The 19,249-nt window shown below is 63.7% G+C and carries 18 protein-coding genes; 9 read left to right on the top strand and 9 right to left on the bottom strand.

Annotation, left to right across the window (positions count from 1 at the left end; all coding sequences use genetic code 11):
* Nucleotides 1-268: 268 nt before the first annotated feature.
* From KJQ96_RS33860 to KJQ96_RS33850, 3 genes are all read right to left on the bottom strand, one after another.
* Nucleotides 269-1,183 (bottom strand): SDR family oxidoreductase, encoded by a 915-nt coding sequence (locus tag KJQ96_RS33860; protein ID WP_213255746.1) that lies wholly within the window; start codon nucleotides 1,181-1,183, stop codon nucleotides 269-271.
* Between the two features lie 180 nt (nucleotides 1,184-1,363).
* Nucleotides 1,364-2,503, bottom strand: a complete 1,140-nt coding sequence (locus KJQ96_RS33855; RefSeq protein WP_213290596.1) for a thiolase — start codon at nucleotides 2,501-2,503, stop codon at nucleotides 1,364-1,366.
* Between the two features lie 5 nt (nucleotides 2,504-2,508).
* The gene (locus KJQ96_RS33850; RefSeq protein ID WP_213290595.1) at nucleotides 2,509-2,922 is read right to left on the bottom strand and encodes a Zn-ribbon domain-containing OB-fold protein; all 414 of its coding nucleotides are present in this window, start codon (nucleotides 2,920-2,922) and stop codon (nucleotides 2,509-2,511) included.
* A gap of 247 nt (nucleotides 2,923-3,169) precedes the next feature.
* Between KJQ96_RS33850 and KJQ96_RS33845 the strand changes: the two genes are divergently transcribed.
* The 5 genes from KJQ96_RS33845 (at nucleotide 3,170) to KJQ96_RS33825 (ending at nucleotide 8,238) form a co-directional block, all read left to right on the top strand.
* Entirely contained in the window at nucleotides 3,170-4,519 is a 1,350-nt protein-coding gene (locus KJQ96_RS33845) for an amidase (protein WP_213290594.1), read from the top strand.
* Nucleotides 4,512-5,198, top strand: a complete 687-nt coding sequence (locus tag KJQ96_RS33840; protein WP_213290609.1) for a DUF2848 domain-containing protein — start codon at nucleotides 4,512-4,514, stop codon at nucleotides 5,196-5,198. The genes KJQ96_RS33845 and KJQ96_RS33840 overlap by 8 nt, the downstream gene beginning before the upstream one ends.
* A 185-nt stretch (nucleotides 5,199-5,383) precedes the next feature.
* The gene (locus KJQ96_RS33835; protein WP_213290593.1) at nucleotides 5,384-6,127 is read left to right on the top strand and encodes a 2OG-Fe(II) oxygenase; all 744 of its coding nucleotides are present in this window, start codon (nucleotides 5,384-5,386) and stop codon (nucleotides 6,125-6,127) included.
* Between the two features lie 12 nt (nucleotides 6,128-6,139).
* Complete coding sequence (gene alkB, locus KJQ96_RS33830) at nucleotides 6,140-6,793, top strand: DNA oxidative demethylase AlkB (protein ID WP_213290608.1); 654 nt, start codon at nucleotides 6,140-6,142, stop codon at nucleotides 6,791-6,793.
* A gap of 215 nt (nucleotides 6,794-7,008) precedes the next feature.
* Complete coding sequence (locus tag KJQ96_RS33825; protein WP_213290592.1) at nucleotides 7,009-8,238, top strand: MFS transporter; 1,230 nt, start codon at nucleotides 7,009-7,011, stop codon at nucleotides 8,236-8,238.
* Here KJQ96_RS33825 and KJQ96_RS33820 read toward each other — a convergent pair.
* The 6 genes from KJQ96_RS33820 to hpaH all read right to left on the bottom strand — a co-directional run bounded on the left by KJQ96_RS33820 (nucleotide 8,235) and on the right by hpaH (nucleotide 14,641).
* Nucleotides 8,235-9,866 carry a thiamine pyrophosphate-dependent enzyme gene (locus KJQ96_RS33820; RefSeq protein ID WP_213290591.1) on the bottom strand — a complete coding sequence of 544 codons (1,632 nt, stop codon included), beginning with the start codon at nucleotides 9,864-9,866 and terminating at the stop codon, nucleotides 8,235-8,237. The two genes, KJQ96_RS33825 and KJQ96_RS33820, sit on opposite strands and share 4 nt — an antisense overlap.
* A gap of 27 nt (nucleotides 9,867-9,893) precedes the next feature.
* Nucleotides 9,894-10,763 carry a fumarylacetoacetate hydrolase family protein gene (locus KJQ96_RS33815; RefSeq protein ID WP_213290590.1) on the bottom strand — a complete coding sequence of 290 codons (870 nt, stop codon included), beginning with the start codon at nucleotides 10,761-10,763 and terminating at the stop codon, nucleotides 9,894-9,896.
* Nucleotides 10,764-10,774: 11 nt separating this feature from the next.
* Entirely contained in the window at nucleotides 10,775-11,758 is a 984-nt protein-coding gene (hpaD, locus tag KJQ96_RS33810) for a 3,4-dihydroxyphenylacetate 2,3-dioxygenase (protein ID WP_213290589.1), read from the bottom strand.
* Between the two features lie 120 nt (nucleotides 11,759-11,878).
* Entirely contained in the window at nucleotides 11,879-13,414 is a 1,536-nt protein-coding gene (gene hpaE / locus KJQ96_RS33805) for a 5-carboxymethyl-2-hydroxymuconate semialdehyde dehydrogenase (protein ID WP_213290588.1), read from the bottom strand.
* A complete protein-coding gene (locus KJQ96_RS33800) occupies nucleotides 13,407-13,805 on the bottom strand; it encodes a 5-carboxymethyl-2-hydroxymuconate Delta-isomerase (protein ID WP_213290587.1) in 399 nt (132 codons plus the stop codon). The genes hpaE and KJQ96_RS33800 overlap by 8 nt, the downstream gene beginning before the upstream one ends.
* A gap of 29 nt (nucleotides 13,806-13,834) precedes the next feature.
* Nucleotides 13,835-14,641, bottom strand: a complete 807-nt coding sequence (gene hpaH / locus KJQ96_RS33795) for a 2-oxo-hept-4-ene-1,7-dioate hydratase (RefSeq protein WP_213290586.1) — start codon at nucleotides 14,639-14,641, stop codon at nucleotides 13,835-13,837.
* A gap of 146 nt (nucleotides 14,642-14,787) precedes the next feature.
* Here hpaH and hpaR point away from each other — a divergent pair, with 146 nt between their 5' ends.
* From hpaR to KJQ96_RS33775, 4 genes are all read left to right on the top strand, one after another.
* Nucleotides 14,788-15,324 carry a homoprotocatechuate degradation operon regulator HpaR gene (gene hpaR, locus KJQ96_RS33790; protein ID WP_213290607.1) on the top strand — a complete coding sequence of 179 codons (537 nt, stop codon included), beginning with the start codon at nucleotides 14,788-14,790 and terminating at the stop codon, nucleotides 15,322-15,324.
* A gap of 208 nt (nucleotides 15,325-15,532) precedes the next feature.
* The gene (locus tag KJQ96_RS33785; protein WP_213290585.1) at nucleotides 15,533-16,618 is read left to right on the top strand and encodes a malate/lactate/ureidoglycolate dehydrogenase; all 1,086 of its coding nucleotides are present in this window, start codon (nucleotides 15,533-15,535) and stop codon (nucleotides 16,616-16,618) included.
* Nucleotides 16,619-16,670: 52 nt separating this feature from the next.
* Entirely contained in the window at nucleotides 16,671-17,450 is a 780-nt protein-coding gene (locus tag KJQ96_RS33780; RefSeq protein WP_028350925.1) for an HpcH/HpaI aldolase/citrate lyase family protein, read from the top strand.
* Between the two features lie 186 nt (nucleotides 17,451-17,636).
* Nucleotides 17,637-19,163 carry a UxaA family hydrolase gene (locus tag KJQ96_RS33775; RefSeq protein ID WP_213290584.1) on the top strand — a complete coding sequence of 509 codons (1,527 nt, stop codon included), beginning with the start codon at nucleotides 17,637-17,639 and terminating at the stop codon, nucleotides 19,161-19,163.
* The last annotated feature ends 86 nt before the right edge of the window (nucleotides 19,164-19,249 follow it).

Genomic DNA, 19,249 nt, shown 5'->3' with positions numbered 1-19,249 from the left:
TTGGGAATCGGAAAAGGTCAGCGAGGTTGTCATGATTTCCTCCCGTGTATTTTTGTTTGGGAGGAAAAACATCGGCTCGCATTCCGGCATAAAGCGGGCGGGCTGTGGTGAAATAGTCAGAGATGGCGGAAGTCGTCGTCCCTGCGAACGCAGGGACCCATCACCACCGGCTTCGATTGTTTCAGAAGATAACTACCCAGCGCTCGACAAATAGGCCGCGGCGTATGGGTCCCTGCGTTCGCAGGGACGACCTCGTGGGGAGTCGTTCTCAGATCGGATCCCACGTGAAGATGTCTGCGGAGCGATCGAGCTTGTAGAACGATCCCGCAAGCGCCGGCATGCCGTGCTCGGCGATGGTTTGCGGCGTCCAGCCTTCGCTCCGCTGCACCGAGCGCAGCGGACGATTCTGGCTGAACAGGAAAATCTCGTTCATGCGCACGCCGAAGATCTGCCCGGTGACGTCCTTGGCGGCGTCGCTGAGCAGATAGGCGCAGAGCGGCGCGATCTTCTCCGGACCCATCTGCTGGATCTTTGCGACGCGCGCCTTCTCGGCCTCGGTCTCGGTCGGGATGGTGCCGATCATGCGGGTCCAGGCGAACGGCGAGACGCAGTTCGAGCGGACGTTGAAGCGGCCCATGTCGAGTGCGATCGACTTCGACAGGCCGACGATGCCGAGCTTGGCGGCGGCGTAGTTGGCCTGGCCGAAATTGCCGATCAGACCCGAGGTCGAGGTGAAATGCACGAAGGAGCCGCTCTCCTGTTCGCGGTAAAGCCGTGCTGCGGCGTGGCTGACATAGAACGAGCCCATCAGGTGTACCTTGATGACGGCCTCGAAGGCTTCCACGCTCATTTTGTGGAAGATCATGTCGCGCAAGATGCCGGCATTGTTGACGACGCCGTCGAGCCGGCCGAAATGATCGGTTGCCGTCTTCACGATCTTGCTCGCCGGGATCGCTTCTGCCACCGACTCGAAATTGGCGACCGCGGTGCCGCCGCGCTTCTTGATCTCCTCGACTACCTCCTCGGCGGGCGCCGCGTTCGATCCGGCGCCGTCGGCGGCAACGCCGGGATCGTTGACGACGACCTTTGCGCCTTCCGCGGCGCAAAGCAGTGCGATCTCGCGCCCGATGCCGCGGCCGGCGCCGGTGACGATGATGACTTTGTCTTGCAGTGATTTTGTCATTGGGGGTCTCCGATTGAGTTGTGCGTTCCTACCTCGCCCCGCTTGCGGGGAGAGGTCGGATCGCATCGCAGATGCGATCCGGGTGAGGGGGACTCTCCGCGAGTCCGAGTGTGTGGAAGCAGCCCCTCACCCCGACCCTCTCCCCGTAAGAACGGGGAGAGGGAGAGGCGAGCAGCTCGCTCATTTCTCGTTCGTAAAGATGATCGTGCCACTCGCCGCGAACATGCCGCCGACGCCGTGGCAGACCGAAATCTTCGCGTCCTTGACCTGCGCCGGCGCGATGCCGCGCATTTGCCGCACGCTCTCCTGCAGCGCGTACATGCCGTACATGCCGGAATGCATGTAGCTCAGTCCGCCGCCATTGGTGTTGAGCGGCAGCTTGCCGCCGGGGCGGGTGTTGCCATCGGCGATGAACTTGCCGGTCTCTTCGTGCGGCATGAAGCCGAGATCGCCGAGGCCGTAGAGCGGCAGATGCGCGAAGGCATCGTAAATCATCAAATGATCGACATCCTTGTGGGTGATGCCGGCTTCCTTGAAGGCGGTGGGACCTGCGACCTTGAAGGCGCGCGAGGAGTTGAATGTCTCCATCTGGCTGACCATCGGCGTTTCCACGCTCTCGCCGGTGCCGAGGATGTAGACCGGCTTTCTCGGAAAGTCCTTGGCGCGGTCGGCCGAGGTCAGGATCAGCGCGCCCCCGCCGTCGGTAACGAGGCAGCACTGCAGCAGGCGGAACGGGTAGGCGATCATCCGCGAGTTCAATACGTCCGCAACCGTGATCGGGTCCTTCATCGTCGCGCGCGGATTCATCGCGGCCCACTCGCGCTGCACGACGGCGACCATGGCGATCTGCTCATGGGTGATGCCGTAAGTCTTCATGTAGCGCAGCACGGGAATCGGGAACATGCTGGGCGGGCCGTAGACGCCGAACGGCGCCTCGAACTGGCCCTGCAGGCTGTCGGCGGGGATCGAGCGCGGCAATTTGCCGATCATCGATTTTCCGCTCTCGGCGTGGGTGATCAGCACGGTCTTGCACAGGCCGGCCTCGATCGCTGCCGCCGCATGGCGGACGTGCAGCATGAACGAACAGCCGCCGACGGACGTGCCGTCCACCCAGGTCGGGGTGATGCCGAGGTAATGGGCGATCTGCTGCGGAGTTTCCACGGCGGTCGCGATACCATCGATGTCCGACAGCTTTAGCCCGGCGTCGGCGATAGCATTGAGCGCCGCATCCGCGTGGAGCTGGATCTGCGACATGTTCGGGATGACGCCGAGTTCGGTGGTCTCGGCAGCACCGACGACGGCAACTTGATTCCTGCGCATGGTGCTTAAACCTTCGCCGGACGGAACATGGGAAGGGTGATCTTGTCGTCGAGCTTTTCGAACGCGACCTCGAGCTTCATGTCGAGTTCCAGCGCCTCCGGCGTCTGCGGGCAATCGATGATGTTGCTCATCATGCGCGGACCCTCGTCGAGTTCGACGACGGCGATGGCGTAAGGCGGGGTGAAGCCGGGCGCGGCCGGGCGGTGGTTGATGACATAGCTGTAGAGCTTGCCCTTGCCACTGGCCTTGAACACGGAAACCTTGCGCGAGGCGCAGGACGGGCAGAACGGGCGCGGCGGGAAATAGACGTTGGCGCAGGCGTCGCAGCGCTGCAGGCGCAACTCGCCGGCCTGCGTGCCGTCCCAGAAATGCTGGGTCTCCGGGGTTGGCTTTGGTTTGGCGCGCGCGGGCTCAGCCATGTCGGCAGTTTCTCCTTGGGAAGTCGGGCGTTACCCGCTTGTTGCGGCCTTGATGCGACATTGTCTATTGCCCGTCAACGGCCCGAGCGGCGACGGAGATGCATGGCCGCATTCCCGCGCCCGAGAGCGCTTGTATGCCAGCGTGTCTCGGGCAATAGTCCGCGCCACGGCAAATCGCCGATGCAGCTTTCGACATCGGGCTCGCTTCGGACCACGAGTGACGCCACAAGAAATGAACAAGAGAGCCATGCCTGACCATCCGACGCTTGCCAGTCTTGCTGCCGATCTCGACTCCGGGCGTACTACCGCGCGCAAACTGGTCGAGGAATGCCTCGCCAGGATTGCCGATCCCGCCGGCGAGGGCGCACGGACCTTTATCCACGTCGACAAGGACGCAGCGATCGCCGCAGCCGACGCGATGGATCATCTGCGCAAAGCGCGCGCCGCGCCATCGCCCTATGCCGGCATTCCCGTCTCGATCAAGGATCTCTACGACATCAAGGGGCAGGTGACCCGCGCCGGCTCTCGCGCGCTGGAAGATTCTGCGCCGGCCGAAGCCGATGCGCCCGTGGTGGCGCGGCTGCGCCAGGCCGGCTTCATCGTGATCGGCCGCACCAACATGACCGAGTTCGCCTATTCCGGCATCGGCATCAATCCGCATTACGGCACGCCGAAGAGCGTCTGGAACCGCAGCGTCGGCCATGTGCCCGGCGGCTCGTCCTCGGGCGCGGCGGTCTCGATCGCCGACTGCATGGCGTATGGCGCGCTCGGCACCGATACCGGCGGCTCCTGCCGGATTCCGGCGGCCTATAACGGCATCGTCGGGTACAAGCCGACGCAGGTGCGCGTGCCGCTCGACGGCGGCGTGCCGCTGTCCTCCTCGCTCGACAGCTTTGGGCCGCTGGCGCGTAGTGTAGCTTGCTGTGCGGTGCTGGATGCTGTGCTCGCGGATGAAGCCGTGCAGCCGTTGCAGCCGCGCACCGTCAAGGGCATGCGGCTCGCGGTGCCGACCACGATCGCTCTCGATGACCTCGACGAGGAGGTCGCCAAAACCTTCGAGCGCGCGCTGGCGACGCTGTCGCGCCACGGCGCGTTGATCGAGCGCATTGAGGTGCCGGAATTTCACGACGTCGGCGTCATGAACAGCAAGGGCGGTTTTGCCGCCGCCGAAAGCTACGCCTGGCACCGCTACCTGCTAACCGGCAAAGGCGACGTCTACGACCCTCGTGTCCGCGTCCGTATCCTGCGCGGCGAAGGCATCAGCGCGGCGGATTATATCGACATCCTCAAGGCGCGCCGCTCGTTCATTGCGCGAACCGAGCAGCGCATCGCACCCTATGACGCGCTGGTGCTGCCGACCACCGCGAATACGCCGCCCAGGATCGCCGACCTCGCCGACGACCAGGCCTTCACCACGCAGAATTTGCGATCCTTGCGCAATTGCACCCTGATCAACATGCTCGACGGCTGCGCGATCTCGCTGCCCGCGCATCGCGAAGGCGAGGTGCCGGTCGGGCTGATGCTCGCAGCCGCCGGCGGATCGGACCGCCGCATCTTCGAACTCGCCGCCGGAATGGAGGATGTCATCCGTGTTTGATCTGACCTTCAACGTCGACGACAAAGGTATGCTGACGCCGCTGACGCTCGCGATCGACCAGGCCGTCATCGCAGGATGGACCGGGCGCGATCCGGTCGCGCGCGACAAACATATCGCCGAACTGGAAGCGCTTGGCATCGCGCGCCCCGCGACGACGCCGATCTACTATCGCTGCTCGGCGCGGCGGATTACCCAGGACGACCGTATCGAGGTAACGGGCGGCGATACCAGCGGCGAGGTCGAGTTCGTGCTGATCGGCTGGCAGGGCCGCATCTTTGTCGGCTGCGGCTCCGACCATACCGACCGCAAGGTGGAGAGCTACAGCGTCACCGTCTCAAAACAGATGTGCGACAAGCCGGTGGCCTCGGTGCTGTGGGAACTGGAGGAAGTCATCGGTCACTGGGACAATTTGATCCTGCGCTCCTGGGCCATCATCGGCGGCGCGCGGGTGCTCTATCAGGAGGGCACGCTGGATGCCATGTTGCCGGTGAACGACCTGATCGAGCGCGGTTTTGGCGGCAAAGGCCTGCCCGACGGCTGCGCCATGTTCGGTGGCACGTTTGCCGCCAAGGGCGGCATCCGCCCGGCTGATCACTTCGAGTTTGAACTAGAGGATCCCGTGCTGAAGCGGAAGATCAGCCACGGCTATGACGTGATCGCGCTGCCGGTGTTGGGCTAGCTTTCTCCACGTCGTCCCTGCGAACGCAGGGACCCATAACCACCTTGGTTCGTTGTTATGGCGAGCTGGAGCCACAGCTTGGCGACCCACGACGACCTGTGATTATGGGTCCCTGCGTTCGCAGGGACGACGACAGAAACGGAAATCGGGTGGCTTGAAGCCGTCAGTCCTGCGAGACTCTCGTCATGAAAGCAACCGCAAGAAACATCCACCATCCTGCCCCCGACATCGCCGCCCGCGTGGCAGCCATCGACTGGACGCAGGTAACCGCCGATCTCGACGCGCAGGGCTGCGCCGTGCTGAAGGGATTGTTGTCGCCGGACGAATGCAACGCCCTTGCGGCACTCTATTCCGACGACAAGAATTTCCGCAGCCGGATCGTGATGGGGCGCCACGGGTTTGGTCGCGGCGAGTACAAATATTTTGACTATCCGCTGCCTGATCTGATCACGGAACTGCGGCCGGCGCTCTATGCACGGCTTTGCGGCATAGCCAATCGCTGGAATGAAATGATGGGGATCGACGTCCGCTATCCCGACAAGCATGCAGCGTTCCTGAAGCGCTGCCACGACGCCGGGCAGACGCGGCCGACGCCGCTGCTGCTGCAATATGGCGAGGGCGACTACAATTGCCTGCATCAGGACCTCTATGGCGAGCACGTGTTCCCGCTGCAGGTTGCGATCCTGCTGTCGGAACCCGGGCGCGATTTCGAAGGCGGCGAGTTCGTACTGACCGAGCAGCGGCCGCGGATGCAGTCGCGGCCCGAGGTGGTGCCGCTGAGGCAGGGCGATGCCGTCGCGTTTGCTGTGCATCACCGGCCGGTGCAGGGGACGCGTGGGCCCTATCGCGTTAACCTGCGCCACGGCGTCAGCCGGATCCGCTCCGGCCATCGCCATACCGTCGGCGTGATCTTTCACGATGCCAAATGAGTGCGGACTGAGTTGACTGCGGATTTGTTCGAGGCCGTGCCGGATGTGCGCCCATCGCGCGAAGCGATGGCGGAAGGCGCGGTATTGCTGCGCGGATATGCGAAGCCCTTCGAAAGCGAAGTGGTCGCGGCGTTGCGCGAGATCATCGCGCGAGCGCCATTCCGTCGTATGTTTACGCCCAGCGGTCACCAGATGTCGGTCGCGATGACCAATTGCGGGAGTGCCGGTTGGGTGACCGACCGCAGCGGCTATCGCTATGACGGCATTGATCCGGATTCCGGGCAGCCTTGGCCGGAGATGCCGCCGAGCTTCCGCGCAATTGCCAAGCAGGCGGCCGCCGAGGTTGGCTTTGCCGGCTTCGCGCCCGATGCCTGCCTGATCAACCGCTACGCACCAGGCGCACGGATGTCGCTCCATCAGGACAAGGACGAGCAAGATTTCGCCGCGCCGATCGTGTCGGTGTCGCTCGGTCTGTCCGCGATCTTCCTGTTCGGCGGCCCGAAGCGTGCCGACAAACCGAAGCGCTACCGGCTCGAGCACGGCGACATCGTGGTCTGGGGCGGACCGTCGCGGCTGTTCTTCCACGGCGTAGCCCCGCTCGCCGACGGCGAGCATGCCCTGTTGGGCCGCCAGCGCGTCAATCTCACTTTCCGCAAGGCGCGGTAACGTGTCCCGGACGCGATGCAGCGTTCTTTACGCTGCGCCGCAGAGCCGGGACCATGGTGCCTCACGCGAATCGGCCCCGGCTTAGCAGCGCACCGTAGGAGTCGCGCGAAGCGCGATCCCGAACACGCTGCGCTGCATCCGGGGCAAGAGACCGCATCGGATTGCTTTTCAGTGAAGTATCCTCTGGTCTATGCTCCCTTCGCCGGGGGGCCGACATGAGCACGACAGAAGCAACGTCCGACACCACTGCCAATCGCACCGGCGTCTATCTTGCCGTGCTGCAGCTCGTATTCACGCTGGGCTGGACCACTTACGTCGTCTATTTGCCAAAACTCTGCGCCGATGTCGGCATCGCGCCGTCAGCCGTGATCCTGATCCTGATGCTGGATCAGGCAATCTTCACCATCACCGACACCGCGATGGGAATCGCCGCCGACAAGATCGCACCCTTCGTCGGCAAGCTCGGCGTGTTCGTCGCTGTCCTGACCGCAATCTCCTGCACGGCGTTTGTCGCGCTGCCGTTCGTGGCGGGTACGGGGCCGGGCGCGCAGATCTGGTTCATCGCCCTGATCGTGATCTGGGTCGTGACGTCATCGGCCCTGCGCGCGCCGCCGCTGACATTGCTCGGCAAATACGCCGCGCGGCCGGCGATCCCGTTTTTGTCGGCGCTGACGATGCTCGGCTACGGCCTAGCGGGCGCTGTCTCGCCCTATCTCGGCCTGGTGCTGCGCAACCACGACCCGCGGTTGCCCTTCGTGATCTCGGGCGTGGTATTGCTGCTTACCGCCCTGGCGCTCTCGAAGATCGAGCGTGATCTGGCGCAGGCACCTCGCGTCGCAAAACAACCGGTTGCGCCTGCAAAACCGCCTGGCCCGGTACCGACGTTCTTCATCGCTTCGATGGTGATCCTCTCGCTCGGTTATCAACTGCATTTTTCCATCAACAGCACGCCGTTCTTCCTGCGCTTTGCCAAGCCGGACGAATTGCCATGGCTGATGCCGGTGTTCTGGATCGGTTTCAACATCGCGATGTTTCCGGCAAGTGTCGTGGTCAAGCACCGCGGCGGGCTGATCGTGATGGGCGCCGCCGGCCTGCTCGGCGCGCTTGCCGTGCTGGGTGCCGAGATGGCTGGCAATCTCAACATGCTGATCGCGGCGCAGTTCATCGCCGGCGCGGCGTGGGGCTGCATGCTGATGGCCGCGGTTTCGGCGGCGCTCGCGATCGGGGAGACCGGCGCCGAGGGCAAGGTGGTGGGGCTGGTATTCTCCGCGCTGGCGCTCGCGACCTTTGCACGGATGGCGGCGGTGGCCGGCGGCCTGCAAAAGCTGCCGGAATATGCGCCGCTGTTGCACTGGGCGCCCGTCGCGTGCTGGTCGGTTGCAGGTGCGGGGTTGCTGGTGATCGCGGCGTCGCGGATGCAGCGGGGTGCGGCGAAGCAGGCCTAAGCGTTCTTCGCCGGGTGAATGAACGTCCACGGCGAGACTTCCGAATCCGTCGGCACCTCCACCGAAATCACGTAAGGCCCGCCGTCGGCTAAAGCCTTCTCCAGCGCGGGCCGGAACTGATCGGGCGAAGTTAGCCGCGCAGCACCCGCGCCGAAGGATTCCGCCAGCTTCACGAAATCCGGATTGACCAGGTCCGACGCCACCACGCGGCCATCAAAATGCTGGCGCTGATCGCGCCGCACATTGCCATAGGCGTTGTTGTTGAACACCAGCGTCACAACGCCGATCTTGAATTGCACGGCGGTCGACAGTTCCTGCACGCCAAACATGAAGCCGCCGTCACCCGTGATCGCGACCACCGGGCGGTCCGGGTTGGCGACCTTGGCGCCCAGCGCTGTGGGGAAGCCGGAGCCGAGCGTGCCCTGATAGCCCGAAGTGATAAAGGTGCGCGGCTCGTAGACCGGAAAGCCGTACCAGGAGGCGAAGCCGACTTGCGAGAGCTCATCTGTGACGATCGCATTGGCCGGCAGCACCTCGCGCAGGATGTTCAGATAGGCCATTTGCGGCTGAACCTTCTGGATCTCCTGATGCGCCGCTGCAGTGGCCTCGCGGATTTCGGCGCGCCGGCCGCTGGTCCTGCTATAGCCAGCCTTCTTCACAGCAGCCACGAGATCAGCCGTGCCGGCTTTCGCATCCGCGACCACGGCGATGTCGGATGCAAGCCGACGCATCTCGGTCGGATCGATATCGATGCGAACGGATTTTAGTCCCTTCGGCTGGTATGGCCAGCGGAATCCCGAAGCCGGTAGCTCCATGCGCGTGCCGATCCCGATCATCAGATCGGTGTTCGGCCAGAGCTTGTAGGCTGCCGCCATGGTCAGCCCGAGCTCGTGCGCGTTGGAGACGATGCCGCGGCCGCTGCGAAACGCCACGACAGGCGCATCGATCATTTCGGCCAGTTCGAGAATTTCCTCGTGCGCATGGATCGCGCCGCTGCCGACGAAGATCATCGGCCGCTTCGCATCCTTGATCAGCGTAGCCGCCGCCTTGATGCGATCGGGATCGGGCTGCGGCGCCGGGAACGGATCGAACATGGATGAGGCGCCGACCTGCGCGCGCTGCGTAAAGATGTCCCACGGCATTTCGAGCGATACCGGACCGCGGCGGCCCGACATCATCTCCTGAAACGCGCGCGACACCGCGGCGGGCGCCGCATCGGGATATTCGATGCGCTCGGCCCATTTCACGAAGGTGCGCAGCGTTGCGAGCTGGTCCGGCATCTCGTGCAGATGGCCGCGGCCCTTGCCGAGAAACGCCGTCGGCACCTGTCCGGTCAGGCACAGCACCGGCTCGTTGCAGCCGAACGCAGTGAGTAGCGCCGCACTGGCATTGAGTACGCCCGGACCGGGCACCACGCTGAACACGCCCGGCTTGCCCGATGAACGCGCGTAGCCGAACGCCATGTAGCCGCAGGCCTGCTCATGCCGCGCGCCGATCACCTTCAACTGCGCCTGATGGAAGGCGTCGAACAGGCCGTAGATCTGCGCGCCGGGCAGGCCGAACACGGTGTCGACGCCATGCGCGACGAGGCCGTTGACGATCGCTTCGCCGCCGGAAGTTGATTTCATCGTTCTGTCCACTCGCTCACGGGATTTTCAGGCTTCGTCGGTGACGCCGTTTTTGAGCACACCGACACCCTCGGCCGCAACCTCGATGACGTCGCCAGGCTTCAGATAGCGCGGCGGGTCGAACCGCGCGCCGGCGCCGGTCGGCGTGCCCGTCACGATGACGTCGCCGGGCACCAGCGTGGTGAAGGTCGAGAGATAGTTGATCAGGTAGCGGAAGCCGAAGATCAACCGGCCGGTGCGGTCGTCCTGCCGGGTCTCGCCGTTGACCTTCGTGGTGAGGCGGATGTCCGCAATCTGGCTTTCATCGATGTAGGGCACGAGCCAGGGACCGAGGCTGCCGGTGGAATCGAAATTCTTGCCCTGGGTGACGTTGAATTTGGCGTGCCGCACCCAGTCGCGGATGGTGCCTTCGTTGCAGAGCGTCACCGCGGCGATGTGGTCCAGTGCGTCGCTCTCCTTGATGTGCCGTCCGGCCTTGCCGATCACAAGCACCAGTTCGCCCTCGTAATCGAGTTGCGTCGAGGCGCGCGGGCGGACCAGCGGCGCGTTGTGGCCGACAAAGGACCGCGGTGTCCGCATGAACATGCTCGGATATTTCGGCGCGTCCTGGCCGTCCTTGTATTCGGCGTTGCGGTCGGGGTAGTTCACGCCGATGCAGATGATCTTTTCCGGTGCGGGGATCGGCGGCTGCCAATCGATCGCATCGAGCGCATGATCCGGCGCGCGCCGTGCCGCGTCTTCGGCGAGTCTCATCAGCGCGCCGGCGGCGACGACTTCGCGCAGCGTCGGGTATTCCTTTCCGAACCGGTCGGAGAGATCGACGATGCCGGCATCGGTCACGGCGCCGTATTTCTGCGTGCCGTTGATGGTGAAAGAGGCGAGGCGAGGAGGAGCCATCTTCTGTTCCGTCAATCCGCGATCAAGACGTCGGCGACAAAGAGCGGCTCGCGGACCTCCTGACCCGTGAAGGACGAACCCTCCTCGAACCAGGAGCGCGGCGCCGGTGCGCCCCACAGCGTTTGTCGGCGCGGGTCCTTTAGCGACCAGCGCAGCGGCTCGTGGTCGTGGTCTCCCGTGAAGTAGTCGCTGGTGTAGAGTTCGAGCCGGTGGCCGTCCGGGTCCCGGACATAGAGGAAGAATGCATTCGAGATGCCGTGGCGGCCCGGGCCGCGCTCGATGTTCTTCAGATATCCGCTTGAAGCCATCACGTCGCAGAGATGCAGGACGTTCATCGCCGTCGGCACCCAATAGGCAAAATGGTGCAGGCGAGGACCGCGGCCGTTGGTGATGGCGAAGTCATGGACGTTGCCCTTGCGGTGCATCCAGGCCGCTGCGATCCGCCCGTTCGGGCCGTCTTCCTCGCCATATTCGGTCAGCCGGAAGCCGAGCCGCGCATAGAAGTCGATGGTGCCCTGAACCTCGGGCGCGAAGACGTTGAAATGATCGAGCCGCTGCGGATGGCAGCCTTTATAGAGATCGTAGCGCCGCAGCAGATGCGGGCGCTTGTCCATCGACGCATAGAGCTCGAGTTGGAAGCCGGCGGGATCGGTGAACTGCAGGGTGCGGCCCTGGAATGGCTGATCGGCGAAGGCGTAAGGGATGCCATTCTCGGAAAAGAAGGTCGCGGCCCTGTCGAGGTCGCCGTCATTGCCGACCTTGAAGCCGAGTCGATTGCAGGCCGCGGCCGAGGCCTTCCGCAGTACCAGCGAGTGGTGCTGATGCTCCTCGCTGCCGCGCAAATAGACCGCCTTGTCGTCGGCGTCCTCGACATGCAGGCCGACGGTGTTTTCGTAGAAGGCGCGGCTCTTGCCGAGATCGGTGACGTCGAGCACAGCATGGCTGCAGCGGATGATGTTGAACGGCGGGGTGAATGTGTGTGTCGGAACGGGCATAGGCGTTTCCTCGGCGTTGTCGTTCGGGGCGGTCCGCAGGACCGAACCTCAGATGCGCAATTGCGCATCGGGGAATCTCGAGGTTCCGGGTTCGCTTCGCGCCCCGGAACGACGTGAATTCTAGATTCCCAGTCTCTGAATCTTATGCGTCCCGCGGGCGAGCGAGACGTGCTTGGTTTCCATATAGAAGTCGAACGAGTAATCGCCCCCGTCGCGGCCGATGCCTGAAGCCTTCATGCCGCCGAACGGCGTCGGCAGATGACGGACGTTTTCGGAATTGAGCCAGATCATGCCGGCCTCCAGCGCATCCGCCACGCGCAGCGCGCGGCCCATGTCGCCGGTCCAGACATAGCCGGTGAGGCCGTATTGCACGCTGTTGGCGATCTCGATGGCATCGTTCTCATCCTTGAACGGGATCACGGTCAGGAACGGGCCGAACACTTCCTCCTGCGCCACCCGCATCTTTGAGTGTGCGCCGGTGACCAGCGTCGGCTGGACGTAATGCCCGCCGCCGGGGCCGTCGTGCGGCTTGCCGCCGACTGCGATGGTTGCGCCGTCCTTCCGCGCGACCTCGAAATAGCTGCAGACTTTTGCAAGATGCCGCTCATGGATCAGGGGGCCGATCTCGGTCGCCGGTTCGAGCGGGTGCCCGACCTTCAGGGCCTTGACCCTTGCGGTCAGCTTTTCGATGAATTTATCGGCGACACCTTGCTGGACCAGCAGCCGGCTCGACGAGGTGCAGCGCTCGCCGTTGAGCGAGTAGATCATGAAGACTACCGCATCCAGCGCCCGGTCGAGATCGGCGTCGTCGAACACGATCACCGGGTTCTTGCCGCCAAGCTCGAAATGTACTCGCTTCAGGGTAGGGGCGCCCTGCGCCATGATCGCGGAACCGGTCGAACTCTCGCCGACAAACCCGATCGCCTTGATGGCGGGATGCTCGGTCAGCGCCTTGCCCGCTTCCTCACCCATGCCATGGACCGTGTTGAGCACGCCGTCCGGCAGGCCGGCCTGTTTCGCAAGCTTCGCCAGCAAGTCCGCCGTAACCGGTGACCATTCGGCCGGCTTGTGCACGACGGTGCAGCCGGCAGCCAGCGCTGGCGCAATCTTCCAGGTCGACAGCATGAATGGCGTGTTCCATGGCGTGATCACGCCGACCGGGCCGATCGGCACCCGGGTCGAGATATTCCAGTGCTCCTCGGAGGGCGTGTTGAGGCCGTCGCGGGCCTCGCCGCACTTGTCGGCAAAGAAGCGGAAATTCTCCGCCGCCCGGATCGCGGCTTTGGCCATGAAGCGGTGGGCCTGCCCGGTGTCGATGCATTCCAACACCGCGATATCGTCGGCGTGGTCCTCGATCGCGTCGGCGACGCGATGCAGCAACTTTTTCCTCGCGGCGGCGGGCATGTCGCGCCAGGATTTGAAAGCCGTTGCGGCGGCGGTTGCGGCGCGGTCGATGTCTTCGGCGTTGCCGCGGGCGACCGCTGCCAGCACCTCACCATCGACTGGGGACTTCGTTTCAAATGTCTGGCCGGAGACCGACGGCACGGTCTTGCCGTCGATCATGTGGGCGATGCCTTCGCTCTTCAGCCTGGCGAGCAGGGGAGCCACACGGTCGCGATTGGCCTGAAACCCGTCCTTAGGTGTCACCTTATCCATTGATAGCCTCCACTTTCAGAGCGTCGTGGATGTTGTTGCGCTTCCAGCTCGTTTCCTTGTCGTTGATCTGCATGTCGAACGACAGCGCGAACTTTTCGCTCGCAAACACCGGATCAAGGTAGGCCGACAACGCCTTGAAAATATGTTCGCCGGCCTTCTTGCGGGTGGCGAGGTCGCGGCCCTCGCCAAGCCGCAATACCATGTCGAGAAAGCCGTAATTCTGGCGGCCGTCCGCGATCGCGTAGTGCTCGCATCTGATCGCGCGGACGCGAATACCGCCGAGCGGGAAGATGCCGGTGTCGACCGCCGCTTGGCGGACGAGTTCCACGACCGCACCCATGTCGACGCGCCCATCGAGATTGGCTGAATATTCAATCGTGAAGTGCGGCATGTTCCGATGGCTCCTGTCGTCCTAAAGCGTCAGGCGAAGTGGCAACTCACCGAACCGTAAGGTCCATAGTCGGCCTGGATCGTGTCGCCTTTGCGGGTTTCGATCGGGCGGATGAACGAGCCCGCCAGCACCACTTGACCGGCTTCAAGCGCTAACCCATTCGGCGCGATCTTGTTGGCAAGCCACGCCACTGACGTCGCGGGATGATTGAGGACTCCGGCCGCAAGCCCGGTCTCTTCAAGCTGGCCGTTGCGGAAACAGAGCGCGCCGATCCAGCGCAGGTCGGCGTCCATTGGCCGGATCGGGCGGCCGCCGAGCACGATGCCGGCATTCGCGGCGTTGTCGGCGATGGTGTCGAAAATCTTCCGGGTCGCCTTGGTCTGCGGATCGATCCGCTCGACTCGTGTGTCGAGGATTTCCAGCGCGGGCACCACGAAATCGGTGGCGTTAAGGACGTCGAACATCGTGCAGTGCGGTCCAGCCAGCCGCGACTTCATCACGAAGGCGAGTTCTGCCTCGACGCGGGTGGCGATGAAACGATCCGACGGCACAAGCCCGCCGTCGGCAAAGAACATGTCATCGAGCAGGATGCCGGAATCCGGCTCGTCGATATTGAGCGCGCTCTGCATTGCCTTCGAGGTCAGGCCGATCTTGTGGCCCTTCACGGTGCGCCCCTGCGCGACCTTCATCTCGACCCATGCTTTCTGAATAGCGTAGGCATCCTCGATCGTTATGCCGGGATGTTCAAGCGAAAGCTGCCGGATCTGTTTGCGGGTCTTCTCGGCGGTATCGAGCCGCTCGGCGGCGCTTCGGATATCATCTCTGGAAAGGGCCATGGGCGTTCGGCTCGATCAGCAAAAAGCGGGTGCTGAAATTTGCTTAACATGTTAAGTTCTCCGGCGCAAACTGATTTGATGCTTGTTGCGCCGCAAAACTCTATCCTTGGCTCGATCGAGGATTCCCGATGGGCGGGCCACTGAAGATGTCAGGCAAGAAATCGCCGAACGGATCGCGTTCGGACCAGGAGGGAACGGCAGAGGCACGCCGCGCACCGATGCGCGAATTCTCGCGCTCGCTGCCGATGTCGCTCTTGCGCGCGCGCGAAGCCGTGATGCGCCAGTTCCGTCCGTCCCTGCGCAATCATGGGCTGACCGAGCAGCAATGGCGGATCCTGCGCGCGCTGACGGCGGTGGATACCATCGAGGTGACGGAGCTGGCGCGTGTCGCGTTCCTGCTGGGGCCGAGCCTGTCGCGAATCCTGCGCGATCTCGAAGCGCGCGATCTGATCGAACGCCGCACGGCTAAGGCAGATTTGCGCCGCGGCGAGGTGTCGATCTCGTCCAAGGGGCTGAAGCTGATCGAGGCCGTCGCGCCCACCTCGGAAGCGATCTACGCCGAGATCACGCACCGTTTTGGCGCGCGCAAGCTCGCCGAATTGCAGGACATGCTGGGCGAACTTGAGCGCAGCCTTGCCGCGATGGAGGTAGCGGGTGAGGGCGAGGCCGAAGCAGACGAGTAAGCGCAAATTTGCATGATGCTACTGGCCCGATGCATAGCGGCCGGGCAAATGATTGCAATCATTTGTCAAATGCGACTGAGGCGGTAGACACGCGCGATTTTTCGTTCAAAGTGCCGGCCAAGCCGGTCATCAAAACCGGTGCGGGAATCGCGGGGCTAGCTGCTCAAACACAGGCTCTCCCGTGCAAGGACAGGGCTGAAATCCGGACATGGTCACAATAAAAGTCAACAATCTGATCGATTTCGTCGCAGAGGTTTTTTCGCATTCGGAATCCTCGCCCGAGGAAGCAAGGCGCATCGCCACTTATCTCACGACAGCCAATCTCACCGGCCATGACAGCCACGGCGTGATCCGGGTTCCGGTCTACATCCGCTGGAAGAAGACAGGCAACGTCGTTCCCAACCAGACCCCTGAGATTGTCGTCGACACGCCGTCGCTCGCCGTGGTCGATGGCAAGTTTGGCTATGGCCAGACTGTAACGCTATTCGCGGTGCGGACCGGCATTGAGAAGTGCAAGAAGGCGGGATTGTCAGCCATCGCGCTGCGCAACGCCGGCCACATCGGCCGCGTCGGCGACTGGGCTGAGATGGCCGCCGCCGAAGGGCTGGTTTCGGTGCACTTCGTCAATGCCGCCGGCTCGCTGCTGGTCGCGCCGTATGGCGGCGTGCAGAAACGGCTCTCGACCGCGCCTTACTGCGTCGGCATTCCGCGCCAGGGCCAGGACCCGATCGTGCTCGATTTTGCCACCTCCATCGTTGCCGAAGGCAAGGTGCTGGTCGCCAGCCGCGGCGGCAAAAAGCTTCCCACCGGCGCACTGGTCGATGCCGACGGCACGCTGAGCGAAGAGCCGTCCGTGCTCTATGGTCCCTACACGCCGGACGGGCCGCGCGATCACACCAAGGGCACTGGCGCCATCCGTGCGTTCGGCGAGCACAAGGGCTCGGGGCTTGCCTTCATCTGCGAACTGCTCGGCGGTGCGCTGACCGGCACCGGCGCCACCTCGGGCGGCCGGCAGTTCGCCAACGGCATGCTTGCCTTCTATATCGATCCCAAGGTGATCGACACAGCCAACTATTTCGACGACGAAATCTCGCGCTATACCGACTTCATCCGCCAGACCAAGCCGATCGCCGGCGTTGAGTCCGTGCTGGTCCCGGGCGACCCCGAACGCAAGATGCGCGCCGAGCGCACCAGGAACGGCGTGCCGCTGCCTGATGATACCTGGGCTGCGATCGTCAACACCGCCCGCGAGGTCGGCGTCAGCGAAGCGAGCATTCAGCGCGCGACCAGCTAATCAAATCTGCGAACTCCAGCAAATTGTAACGATCACAAAGGGAAAGCGATCAATGGCAACCAACAACGTCAAGAAAGTATGGGCCTCGGGCAAGGCCGTGGTGAACGCGTGGCTCGCGATCCCCTCCGGCTTTTCGGCCGAAGTGATCGCGCAATGCGGCTTCGACAGCGTCACCGTCGACATGCAGCACGGCGTGCAGGATTACCTCTCGATGGTCCAATGCTTTCAGGCGATGAACGGCCATCCGGTGACGCCGATGGTCCGCGTGCCCTGGAACGAGCCCGGCATCATCGGCAAGGTGCTCGACGGCGGCGCCTATGGCGTGATCTGCCCGATGATCAACACCAAGGAGGAGGCGAAGAACCTCGTCCAGTACTCCAAGTATCCGCCGAAGGGCACGCGCTCGAACGGCCCGATCCGCTCCGGCATGTATGGCTCGGCCGGCACCTACCAGCAGACGGCGAACGACGAGATCGTGCTGTTGCCGATGATGGAGACCAGGACGGCGGTCGAGAACATGGAATCGATCCTCGATGTCGAGGGCATCGACGGCGTCTATATCGGCCCGTCCGATCTCGGTTTCTCCTATGGCCTGGTGCCGAAGCTCGACCGCGACGAGCCTGAAATTCTCAAGATCTACGAGAAGATCGTCAAGGAATGCGGCAAGCGCGGGCTCAATCCTGGCATCCACTGCTCCGGCGCCGAGGGCGCGGTGCGCGCCATCAACATGGGCTTCAAGCTCGTCACGCTCTCGAACGAGAGCGGCCTGATGATGACCTACGCCAAGATGCAAGTGAATCAGACGAGGAAGGATTCGGGCGGCAAGGCGTAAACTCTTACTTCTCCCTCGCCCCGCTCTTGCGGGGAGAGAGTCGGGGTGAGGGGCCTCTATCCGGCGAGCATTGCGCCAGGGATTAAGTCACTGCCTTGCCCCTCACCCGGATCGCATCTTCGATGCGATCCGACCTCTCCCCGTAAAGGACGGGGAGAGGTTAAAGCGAACCATTGGAGAAACCCCATGACCAGCCCGGCACCCGTGATCCGCCTGCACCCTGACGATGGCGTGCTGATCGCGCGCGCGAGCTTGCCACCGGGGATGGTGGTGGCCGAGGGCGTCACCACAACCGAACGGATTCCTGCCGGCCATAAGGTCGCGATCAGGCCGATCGCCGTAGGCGAGCCGGTCCGCCGCTACGGCCAGATCATCGGCTTTGCCACCGCGCCGATCGCGCCGGGCCAGCATGTGCATACGCAAAACTGCGGTATGGGCGATTTCGCCAAGGACTATGCCTTTGGCGTCGACGTCAAACCGGTGCCCAATTTCGATCTGCCCGCCACCTTCGACGGCATCCGCCGCGCCGACGGCCGCGTGGCAACGCGCAACTATATCGGGATCCTCACCTCGGTGAATTGCAGCGCCCATGTCGCCGGCATCGTCGCCGACATGTTCAAGAAGAATCCGTTCACCGGCGATAACCCGCTGGCCGACTATCCGAATGTCGACGGTGTGGTGGCGCTGACCCACAAGACCGGCTGCGGCATGACGCAGAACGAACCGCTGGCGCTGTTGCGGCGGACACTCGGCGGCTATGCGCGGCACGCGAACTTCTCCCATGTGGTCGTGCTGGGGCTTGGCTGCGAGGTCAACCAGATCGGCGGGCTGATGGAGGAGCAGAAGCTCGCGGGACGTTTGCGCGCGATGGACATCCAGGAAGTCGGCGGAACCCGCAAGACGGTGGAGGCCGGCATCGCCTTCGTGAAGGAGGCGCTGACCGACGCCAATAAAGTAAAACGCGAGAAGGTCGCAGCGAGCGAATTGACGGTGGCGCTCCAATGCGGTGGCTCCGATGGTTACTCGGGCGTTTCGGCCAATCCGGCGCTGGGTGCTGCCAGCGATCTGCTGGTGCGCCACGGCGGCACCGTGATCCTCTCGGAGACGCCGGAGACTTATGGCGCCGAACATCTGCTGACGCGGCGGGCTGTCAGCCGCGAGGTCGGCGAAAAACTCGTCGGCCTGATGCGCTGGTGGGAAGAATACACTAGGCGCGAAGGCGCCGAGATGAACGCCAATCCAAGCCCCGGCAACAAGGCCGGCGGCCTCACCACCATCCTGGAAAAATCATTGGGCGCGATGGCGAAGGCCGGCAGCACCAATCTGGTCGACGTGCTCAACTATGCTGAGCCGATCACCAAGAAGGGTTTTGTCTTCATGGACACGCCCGGCTACGACCCGGTTGCGGCGACAGGCCAGGTCGCGGGCGGCGCCAACCTCGTCTGCTTCACCACGGGCCGCGGCAGTGTGTTCGGCTGCAAACCTGCGCCCTCGATCAAGCTCGCCACCAACACGCCGATGTACAAGCGCATGGAAGATGACATGGACGTCAATTGCGGCACCATCCTCGACGGCGAGGAGACAGTGCAGCAATGTGGCCAGCGCATCTTCGAGCTGATGCTGAAAACGGCGTCGGGTCAGCCGACGAAGAGCGAGAGTTTCGATTTCGGCGGCGCCGAGTTCGCGCCCTGGGTGCTTGGGGCTACGATGTAAGGCGCACCACACTGTGCCGTCGCCCCTGCGAACGCAGGGGCCCATAACCACCGCTCGAAGTCGTTGAAGCAAAGCTGTCCCCCCGC

The sequence above is a fragment of the Bradyrhizobium sp. sGM-13 genome (assembly GCF_018398875.1).
In the GTDB taxonomy this organism is placed as follows: Bacteria; Pseudomonadota; Alphaproteobacteria; order Rhizobiales; family Xanthobacteraceae; genus Bradyrhizobium.
The sequence above is the reverse complement of the archived record's forward strand: the minus strand, read 5'-3'. Positions and strand labels throughout refer to the sequence as shown.

What these genes read in the sequence shown, in the direction of transcription:
- KJQ96_RS33845 (WP_213290594.1), top strand. Translation starts at nt 3,170, where the DNA reads ATGCCTGACCATCCGACGCTTGCCAGTCTTGCTGCCGATCTCGACTCC.
- KJQ96_RS33855 (WP_213290596.1), bottom strand. Translation starts at nt 2,503, where the DNA reads ATGCGCAGGAATCAAGTTGCCGTCGTCGGTGCTGCCGAGACCACCGAA.
- KJQ96_RS33785 (WP_213290585.1), top strand. Translation starts at nt 15,533, where the DNA reads ATGGTCACAATAAAAGTCAACAATCTGATCGATTTCGTCGCAGAGGTT.
- KJQ96_RS33860 (WP_213255746.1), bottom strand. Translation starts at nt 1,183, where the DNA reads ATGACAAAATCACTGCAAGACAAAGTCATCATCGTCACCGGCGCCGGC.
- KJQ96_RS33825 (WP_213290592.1), top strand. Translation starts at nt 7,009, where the DNA reads ATGAGCACGACAGAAGCAACGTCCGACACCACTGCCAATCGCACCGGC.
- KJQ96_RS33820 (WP_213290591.1), bottom strand. Translation starts at nt 9,866, where the DNA reads ATGAAATCAACTTCCGGCGGCGAAGCGATCGTCAACGGCCTCGTCGCG.
- KJQ96_RS33815 (WP_213290590.1), bottom strand. Translation starts at nt 10,763, where the DNA reads ATGGCTCCTCCTCGCCTCGCCTCTTTCACCATCAACGGCACGCAGAAA.
- hpaH (WP_213290586.1), bottom strand. Translation starts at nt 14,641, where the DNA reads ATGGCCCTTTCCAGAGATGATATCCGAAGCGCCGCCGAGCGGCTCGAT.
- KJQ96_RS33775 (WP_213290584.1), top strand. Translation starts at nt 17,637, where the DNA reads ATGACCAGCCCGGCACCCGTGATCCGCCTGCACCCTGACGATGGCGTG.
- KJQ96_RS33835 (WP_213290593.1), top strand. Translation starts at nt 5,384, where the DNA reads ATGAAAGCAACCGCAAGAAACATCCACCATCCTGCCCCCGACATCGCC.
- KJQ96_RS33780 (WP_028350925.1), top strand. Translation starts at nt 16,671, where the DNA reads ATGGCAACCAACAACGTCAAGAAAGTATGGGCCTCGGGCAAGGCCGTG.
- hpaE (WP_213290588.1), bottom strand. Translation starts at nt 13,414, where the DNA reads ATGGATAAGGTGACACCTAAGGACGGGTTTCAGGCCAATCGCGACCGT.
- KJQ96_RS33850 (WP_213290595.1), bottom strand. Translation starts at nt 2,922, where the DNA reads ATGGCTGAGCCCGCGCGCGCCAAACCAAAGCCAACCCCGGAGACCCAG.
- hpaR (WP_213290607.1), top strand. Translation starts at nt 14,788, where the DNA reads ATGTCAGGCAAGAAATCGCCGAACGGATCGCGTTCGGACCAGGAGGGA.
- KJQ96_RS33800 (WP_213290587.1), bottom strand. Translation starts at nt 13,805, where the DNA reads ATGCCGCACTTCACGATTGAATATTCAGCCAATCTCGATGGGCGCGTC.
- hpaD (WP_213290589.1), bottom strand. Translation starts at nt 11,758, where the DNA reads ATGCCCGTTCCGACACACACATTCACCCCGCCGTTCAACATCATCCGC.